This window comes from Streptoalloteichus tenebrarius (assembly GCF_024171885.1).
Classification (GTDB): domain Bacteria; phylum Actinomycetota; class Actinomycetes; order Mycobacteriales; family Pseudonocardiaceae; genus Streptoalloteichus; species Streptoalloteichus tenebrarius.
In genome coordinates this window covers 116,504-123,487 of record NZ_JAMTCP010000015.1, presented here as the reverse complement: position 1 = coordinate 123,487, position 6,984 = coordinate 116,504, and the positions used below count along the sequence as shown (strand labels likewise).

7 protein-coding genes are annotated in these 6,984 nt (G+C 71.5%); 2 read left to right on the top strand and 5 right to left on the bottom strand.

Translation table 11 applies throughout. The annotated features are described in order from the left end of the window. Together LX15_RS15180 and LX15_RS32520 are read right to left on the bottom strand one after the other, a co-directional pair. Nucleotides 1-239, bottom strand: a 239-nt coding sequence (locus LX15_RS15180; RefSeq protein WP_253669072.1) for a hypothetical protein, incomplete at its 3' end; no start/stop codon positions are given. 323 nt (nt 240-562) lie between these two features. After that, nucleotides 563-688 carry a hypothetical protein gene (locus tag LX15_RS32520; protein WP_301304622.1) on the bottom strand — a complete coding sequence of 42 codons (126 nt, stop codon included), beginning with the start codon at nt 686-688 and terminating at the stop codon, nt 563-565. A gap of 126 nt (nt 689-814) precedes the next feature. Between LX15_RS32520 and LX15_RS15175 the strand changes: the two genes are divergently transcribed. Continuing rightward, the gene (locus LX15_RS15175; RefSeq protein WP_253670232.1) at nt 815-1,021 is read left to right on the top strand and encodes a DUF397 domain-containing protein; all 207 of its coding nucleotides are present in this window, start codon (nt 815-817) and stop codon (nt 1,019-1,021) included. A 64-nt stretch (nt 1,022-1,085) separates the two neighbouring features. On the opposite strand, the gene LX15_RS15170 is transcribed toward LX15_RS15175, so the two are convergent. Beyond that, nucleotides 1,086-2,732: an LCP family protein gene (locus tag LX15_RS15170; protein ID WP_253670231.1), complete on the bottom strand. Its 1,647-nt coding sequence runs from the start codon at nt 2,730-2,732 to the stop codon at nt 1,086-1,088. A gap of 484 nt (nt 2,733-3,216) precedes the next feature. On the opposite strand from LX15_RS15170, the gene LX15_RS15165 reads away from it, so the two are divergent. Further along, the gene (locus LX15_RS15165; protein WP_253670230.1) at nt 3,217-3,981 is read left to right on the top strand and encodes a polysaccharide deacetylase family protein; all 765 of its coding nucleotides are present in this window, start codon (nt 3,217-3,219) and stop codon (nt 3,979-3,981) included. Nucleotides 3,982-4,082: 101 nt separating this feature from the next. On the opposite strand, the gene phoA is transcribed toward LX15_RS15165, so the two are convergent. Then, nucleotides 4,083-5,498, bottom strand: a complete 1,416-nt coding sequence (gene phoA / locus LX15_RS15160) for an alkaline phosphatase (RefSeq protein ID WP_253670229.1) — start codon at nt 5,496-5,498, stop codon at nt 4,083-4,085. Nucleotides 5,499-5,775: 277 nt separating this feature from the next. Beyond that, entirely contained in the window at nt 5,776-6,576 is an 801-nt protein-coding gene (locus LX15_RS15155) for a GNAT family N-acetyltransferase (protein ID WP_253670228.1), read from the bottom strand. Between the last annotated feature and the right edge of the window lie 408 nt (nt 6,577-6,984).

Below are 6,984 nucleotides of genomic sequence, written 5' to 3'. Positions count from 1 at the left end.
GGCGCTGGTGCCCACCCGTTGGCGAGGCGGGTGTAGGGATACCAGCGGCCGTCGCAGCCATGACGCAACTGGACGTTCTGACCGTCGTAGGTGATGCAGTTGGCCTCCAGATGCGGGGTGCCCCCGGGACCGCTGCGAACATTCTCGATGGACTCGGCTGCCTTCCGCAGGATGTCGGGGGCGACGGTGACGGGGTAGAGGGTGGTGAGGACGCCGTTGACGCCCCGAAGGCGTGTCACCCATTGTTACCGATAGCTGGTGGATGGGTGCGCGGTCCCCCACGCAGTCCGGAAGCAGCGGGCCTTCACTGTGGCCTGCGGCGGATGCGAAAGCCCGGAGGGCACGGCGACGGCGGCCACCCGGTCCGGTCGCGAGGTCCGTGGTGGTCGCCGTCGTGGGCTGCTGTCAGCAGTGTTCGACGCACCAGGCGTTGGTGATCATTCCCGCGCCTCGCAGTTCGGGGTGGTTGCTGAGGTTGGTGGTGCCTCGCGCGACCGAGATGTCGCGGTGGTCCCAGCCGTACCAGAAGCGGACACGGATCCGGATCCAGGGCGCGGTTCCGCTAGGCGTACAGGCCGGCGGTCCAGAAGCCGCAGTAGTCCGCCGCGACAGCAGCCCTCGCCGGTGCTGACGGGGCGACCCCGGGGTGAGTGGCGGGCAGCGGGTCGGCGATGGCGGCGCCGGCCAACGTGCTGACGGTCAGCCCTGTGGTCAGAGCCAGAGTCGTCAGGGTTGGTGCTGTCAGGGGGCAGACCTGCACGTCGCTGTCAGTAGCCTGCCCTTGAGCCCCAGTCCTGGTGCGAAGGGGAGCGCGATGATTGAGCTGGACCTGAGTGGCGCGGTATGGCGGAAGTCCAGCCGCAGCGGAAACAAGAACGCCTGCGTGGAGGTTGCGGCTGCTACAGAAGCTGCTGCGGTGCGGGATTCGAAGAACCCGGCCGGTGCGGCGTTGGTGTTCGCGCCGGCTGCGTTCGCCGCGTTCGTCGACACGGTGAAGACTGGTCGGCTCGACCTGGGCTGACTGTGAGTGTGCACCGAGGGCGGGGGCGGTCGGCCCCCGCCCTCGGTCGTTTGGCCCGCGTGGGTCAGTCGACGCAGGGGATTCCGCCCATCTCGATGGGGTTGGCGCCCCGGGGTGAGATGCCTTCAGGAGCCGGCATCGCGCCGGGCTGGGCTGCGGCGGGGCCGACGGTGGCGGGTGCGCCGGCCCCGAGTGCGTGCGGCATGTGGAAGCCGGTCCCGAGCAGCACCCAGACCCGGTTGGCCGGCACCTGCCGGTCGGCCTCGACGGGGAGCCCGCCCAGGGTCTGGGCGATCTTCTCCGCCTCGGTCTTCGCGCCCTCGCCGTAGCGGACCGTCGAGCCGGACCGGTTGGGCGCGTTCTGCACGTCGCCGGCCCGGTAGCCCTGCTTGGTCAGGGCGGAGGAGACGGTGGCGGCCAGTCCGTCCACGCCGGAGGCGTTGAGGACGTCGACCGTGGTCGACGCGGCGCGCCTGTCGTTCGACTCGTCCGCCTTGGAGGGCTCGGGGGCCTTCTCGCCGAAGGCCTCCCGCACGATCGCCTTGATCTTGTCGGGGTCGACCAGGTTCACGGCCTGCGCGTTGATGGTGCGGAACCCCTCGATGGGCAGGGTCTCGAACTGCATGTTGCCGCCGGAGAGGTTCTGGGCCTGCTGGGCGAAGGCCAACAGGTCCCACCCCTTGTCGATGACGACGTCCTTCTTCGCCACCTCCAGCAGTCGGCCCAGCGCGGCCGGGTCGGTGAGCACGCCCTGCTCGCGGAACTTGTGCGCCACCGAGGCCAGGAACGCCTGCTGGCGACGGGTGCGGTCCAGGTCGTTGTTCGGCAGGTTGTGCCGCTGCCGCACGAACGCCAGGGCCTGCGCCCCGTCCAGCGTCTGCCGGCCGGCCGGGAAGTCCGCGCCGGAGAAGCTGTCCCGCACGGGATTGTTCAGACACACCTCGACCCCGTTGAGGGCGGTCGCGAGGTCGTAGAAGCCGGCCAGGTTGACCTCGGCGAAGTGGTCGATGCGGACCCCGGTCAGCTCGCGCACCACGTCGAGGGTCGCCTTGCGGCCCGCCTCCCTGCCCCGCTTCTCCAGCGTGGGCCGGTCGGTCACGCCCTGCGCGACCAGCTTCTGCTCCTCGTGGTACTTGGCCAGCCCGTACGCTTCCTTGATCTTGCCCTTGCCCTCCCCAGGGATGCCGACGAAGCTGACGTAGTCGTCGCGGGGGATGGAGAACGCCCTGGCCTTGCCGCCGTCGGCCGGGATGTGCATCAGGATCAGGGTGTTCGTGTTGTAGCCGCCCTGCGTCCCGTCACCGGCGTGCAGCTTGTCCAGGATCTCCTTCGGCAGCATCTCGCCGTTCTGGTCCTTGCGGCTGTCCAGACCGATCAACAGGATGTTGACCGCCTCGCCCGGCGCCGCGCGGTGGTCGGACCCGATGGCGTCCGAGGTGGTCAGCCCCTCGGCGAGGTCCTGGTAACCGTTCCACGCGACCCCGCAGGCGAGCAGGACGCCGACCGAGGCCGTGGCGACGGCCGTCCGCACGCTGAGGAGCAGCACGCGCCCCCGACGTCGGGCGGCCTGGGCCGCCCGCCGCGCCCGTTCCGGCCGACCGTCCCGGTCGAGCCCGTCTTCCTGGTCGGGTCGATCCGCCCCCTCGGCGTGGTCCGCCGGCTCAGACCGCCGGGGCGCCCGCTCGGGCCGACGGGGCGCCGGGCCGGGCACGCCCCTCCAGGGCCGCGAGCCGGGGACGGCGGGCGGGATCTCCTCCGTGTGCTCGACGTTCGGCTCGACGGGCCGCGCTGACGGTGCTGACCCTGCTGACCGTGCTGACCCTGCTGACCATGCTGTTCTCGGTGGTCGGGAGGGTTGCGGTCGCGGTCGCGGGGGAACGCCACGCTGCCCGTCGTTCATCGTGTCCCTTCTCCGCAGCAGGTTCTTCGAGCCCGTCCACCGCGGCCCCCGCGAACGGGCGGCCGTTGGGTCGATCACGACCTCGCCGCGCCACACCGGCCGGCGGCGCGATCCGGCCCACCGGACGCCGGGGCCGACCGAGGTGCGCGCCGGCCCGGCGCGGGGCGCATCCCCGATCCTCATCGGGCCACCGCCCGGACCCATCACCCGATCGGGTGCGTTGTGGTCGAACCGCGCTGGCCCGATCGACCCCCTGGACGAGCGAGGCCGCGCCGGGTCCGCCAGGGTGTTGCCCATGATCGGATTACTGCGGTCCCGGCGGGCCCGGGTGTGGACGATCAGCGTGGCCGTGGCGCTCGTCGTGGTGCTGGTGTCCGCGTTCGCGCTGCTCCGGGTCGCCCGTTCGCGGACGTTCCAGTTCTTCGGGGAGCTGGTCGACCGGGTGGACACCACGGAGAAGGTGGTCGCGTTGACCTTCGACGACGGCCCTGACCCGGCGGGGACCCGGGAGATCCTGGACACGCTGGCCGCCCGCCGGGTGCCGGCGACGTTCTTCCTGATCGGCCGCGACCTGGCGGCGCACCCCGACCTGGGGCGGGCGATCGCGACGGCGGGGCACGAGATCGGCAACCACAGCTACTCACACGAGCGGATGATCGGCGTGACACCGGGCTGGGTGGCCAGGGAGATCGAGTCCACGGACACGCTCATCCGGGCGACCGGCTACACGGGCAGGATCCTGTTCCGCCCGCCCAACGGCAAGAAGCTGCTGGCGCTGCCGCACTACCTGGCCGAGCACCAGCGCACGACGGTCATGTGGGACGTGGAGCCGGACTCCGACCCCGGGGAGGACCCCAGCGCCGAGGAGATCGCCGCCCACACCGTGGAACACGTGCGCCCCGGGTCGATCGTGCTGCTGCACGCGATGTATGCCGGGCGGAAGCGGACCCGCGAGGCGCTGGGACCGATGATCGACCAGCTCCGCGAGCGGGGATACCGGTTCACGACCGTGTCGGAGCTGCTGGGGAGCGGCGGCCGGCGAGCCTCTGACGGCTCCTGAACGGGCGCGGCCCCATCCCTCGGGTGTGAGGGATGGGGCCGCACCGGTCCGGCCTGGTCAGCCGGAGCGGGGGAGGGACACCGCGAGTGGTCGGTCCGGGGTCAACGGACGCCGAGCGCGCGGGTCACCGTGCGGAACAGGTCGGTCTGGTCGGTCACGCCCACGACGTTCGCGGCCTGCGGGCCGTAGCCGGCGATGCGGACCTGGGTGCCGGTGTGCTCCTGGGACTCGCCCGGGGTGTTGGTGGCGTAGTTGATGGTCATGGGCGCGCCGTCGTGCGTGACCAGCGTGGCGGTCTGGCCGGGGCTCTTGGCGTCGTTCGGGATGATCTGGCTGGTGTGCGCGTGGTCGGCGGTCACGATGACCAGCGTGTCGGGGTGGCTCCTGGCGTAGGCCATGCCGACGGCGACGGCGTCGTCGAAGCCCACGGTCTCGCCGATCTGGCCGCAGGGGTCGGCGGCGTGGTCCTGCTTGTCGATGCTCGCGCCCTCGACCTGGAGGAAGAAGCCCTTGCCCGCCTTGTGGTCCTTGCCCTTGCGGTCGAGCAGGTCCAGCGCCTTGCGGGTCATGTCGGCCAGCTTCGGCTGGGAGGCGGGGAGCTTCGGGTTGGGCTGGCAGGTCGACGGGGAGGTGCCGCCGACCTTCGCGGCGGGTCCGGTCCACTGGACGGCCATGTTGCCGTCGGCGAACAGGCCGAGCACCGGCTTGTCGCCGCGGGCCTCACGCAGGCCGTTGGCGTCGGTCACGACCTGGTAGTCGGCGGTCCTGGCCTGGTCCAGCACGGTCTTGCCGGCGAACGGCCCGGCCTTGACGGTCTGCCGGAAGTACTTGGCGCCGCCGCCGAGGAGCACGTCGGGGCGGGTCTGGACGAGCTGCTCGGCGATGGAGCCGGCCCCGCCGTTCTCCTTGGCGTTGACCGCGCACTTCTTGCTGGTCTCGTCCGGGCCCTTGCAGTCCCGGTTCACGACGTGGGCGCCCAGCACGGCTGGGGTGGCGTCCTGCACCTCGGCGGTGGTGACGTCGCCGGTGCGGAAGCCCTCGCGCTTGGCCAGCTCCAGGATCGTGGGGGAGGGCTTGCCGTGCGCGTCCACCGAGATCGCCCCGTTGTAGGTCTTCTTTCCGGTGGCCCAGCCGGTGCCGGACGCGGCGGAGTCGGTGACGTAGTCCGGCTTGCTCGGGTCGTCCTTGGTGACCGAGTAGGTGGTGTAGGCGCCGGTGAGTGGGAGGCCGTCCATGGCCAGTCGGCCGGCCGCGCCCTTGGCGTAGTTGCGGGCGATGGTGATCTCGGAGTCGCCCATGCCGTCGCCGATGAACAGGATCACGTTGCGTGCCCTGCCGCCCTGGATGGCCCTGCGCACGTCGTGGGTTCGGTCCACAGAGGACTGCTCAGCGCGACCCTGGGCGGCGAGGCCCTGCTCCTGGTCTCCCTGCGCGAGCGCGGACGGCGCGCCCACGGCCACCGTCGCTCCCAGGACGCCCAGCGCGACCCACCGTCGCGGCCCACTCAGCACACCCATCGACAACCTCCTGCGACACACGCTGCGACACACGTCAAGACGCCGCGAAGTACCGCACCCGATGCTGTGCGGGAACGGGCGAACGCGTGACCCGGAGACGACCGGTCGGTGAACAGACGGACATCACAGCGTGTTCTGATGGTGAATGTCCACTGTGTCCGATTAGCGCGCGGGCCTGCCCCCGTCCGTCCACCCCGCCCCCGGCCCCGCCCCGCCCCGCCCCGCCCCGCCCCAGCGACGGTGACCAGATGGCGGCGCCATCCCGACGCTGACGCGGTTACCGAGGGGGAGTCCAGACGTACGGGGTGGTCGTCGTGACCGCGACGAAACCCATGCGCTCCAGGATGGGCCGGCTGTCCTCGGTGGCGTCCACCTGGAGGTAGCGGGTCTTCCGCGCCACGGCGAGGCGGGCGCGGTAGGTCACCAGGGCGCGGTAGATGCCGCGTCCCCGCCACGCCGCCAACGTCGACCCGCCCCACAGGCCGGCGAAGTCCGTGCCGGGCTCGAACTCCAGCCGGGCCGACGAGACGACCCGGCCGGCCGCCTCCGCGACCACGACGACGGTGCGCCCGTCGCCGTTCCTCACCACCCGGTCCGTCAGCTCGGCGGCCAGCCAGCTCCGGTCCTCGGCCCACACCTCGGAGACCGTCTCGGCGATCCGTTCCATGTCGGACGCGCTCACCGCCTCCCGCACGGTGACGCCCTCCGGCGGCGACAACGGCGCCTCCGCCAGGCGCTCGGCCTCGCCGACGAGCACGGTCTCGCGCTGCTCCGCGACGAAACCCGCCGCGACCAGGCGCCGGGGGAGGTCGGCCGGCCGGTCGTGCCCCCGGGTCTTCCACTCCACGGCCTCGCCCCTGGCGGCGAAGAAGTCCCGCTGACGGGCGATCAGGGCGTCCAGCGCGGGGCCGTCCACGCCGAGGTCGGGCGGGCCCGTGACGAAACCGCGCGGGCGCTGCCCGACGACGCGCACCACCGGCCCGTCGACCTCGGCGCGCGCCCCTGGCGGGAGGTGGGACGTCTCGGCCGCGCGCAGTTGGGTGTCGTAGGCGGCGAGCAGCGCCGCGGTGTCGGTCATCCACCCACGCTAGCCGGTGGGAGGATCATCGGACCGCTCGTGGGCATGACTGCCGCGCCACCACACGTCGTAGCCGTGAAAACGGCGGAAATCCCGTGCTCGGCGCATTCATCATTTCTGGTCCCCGCGCCTCGGCAGATGATTTTTCCCGTCGGGGCGCCGCGATCGATTCCCGTTTCCCATGACTCGGGCGGGACACGGTCGGACGTGTGCGTGTCGTTCGAACGGAGGTGGCATGTTGCGCCGTTCGAGGCTATCCGACCAGCGGCTTCTCGTGCTTGTCTGCGCGCCGCGTCGGCTCCTTGCTCCATACGAGTGTCTTTGGACATCCACACTCTTGCGTCTCGGTGATACACCGCTATAAAGGTGAGGAATCGTCAACCATGATCATTTGGTGACCCAGGGAAG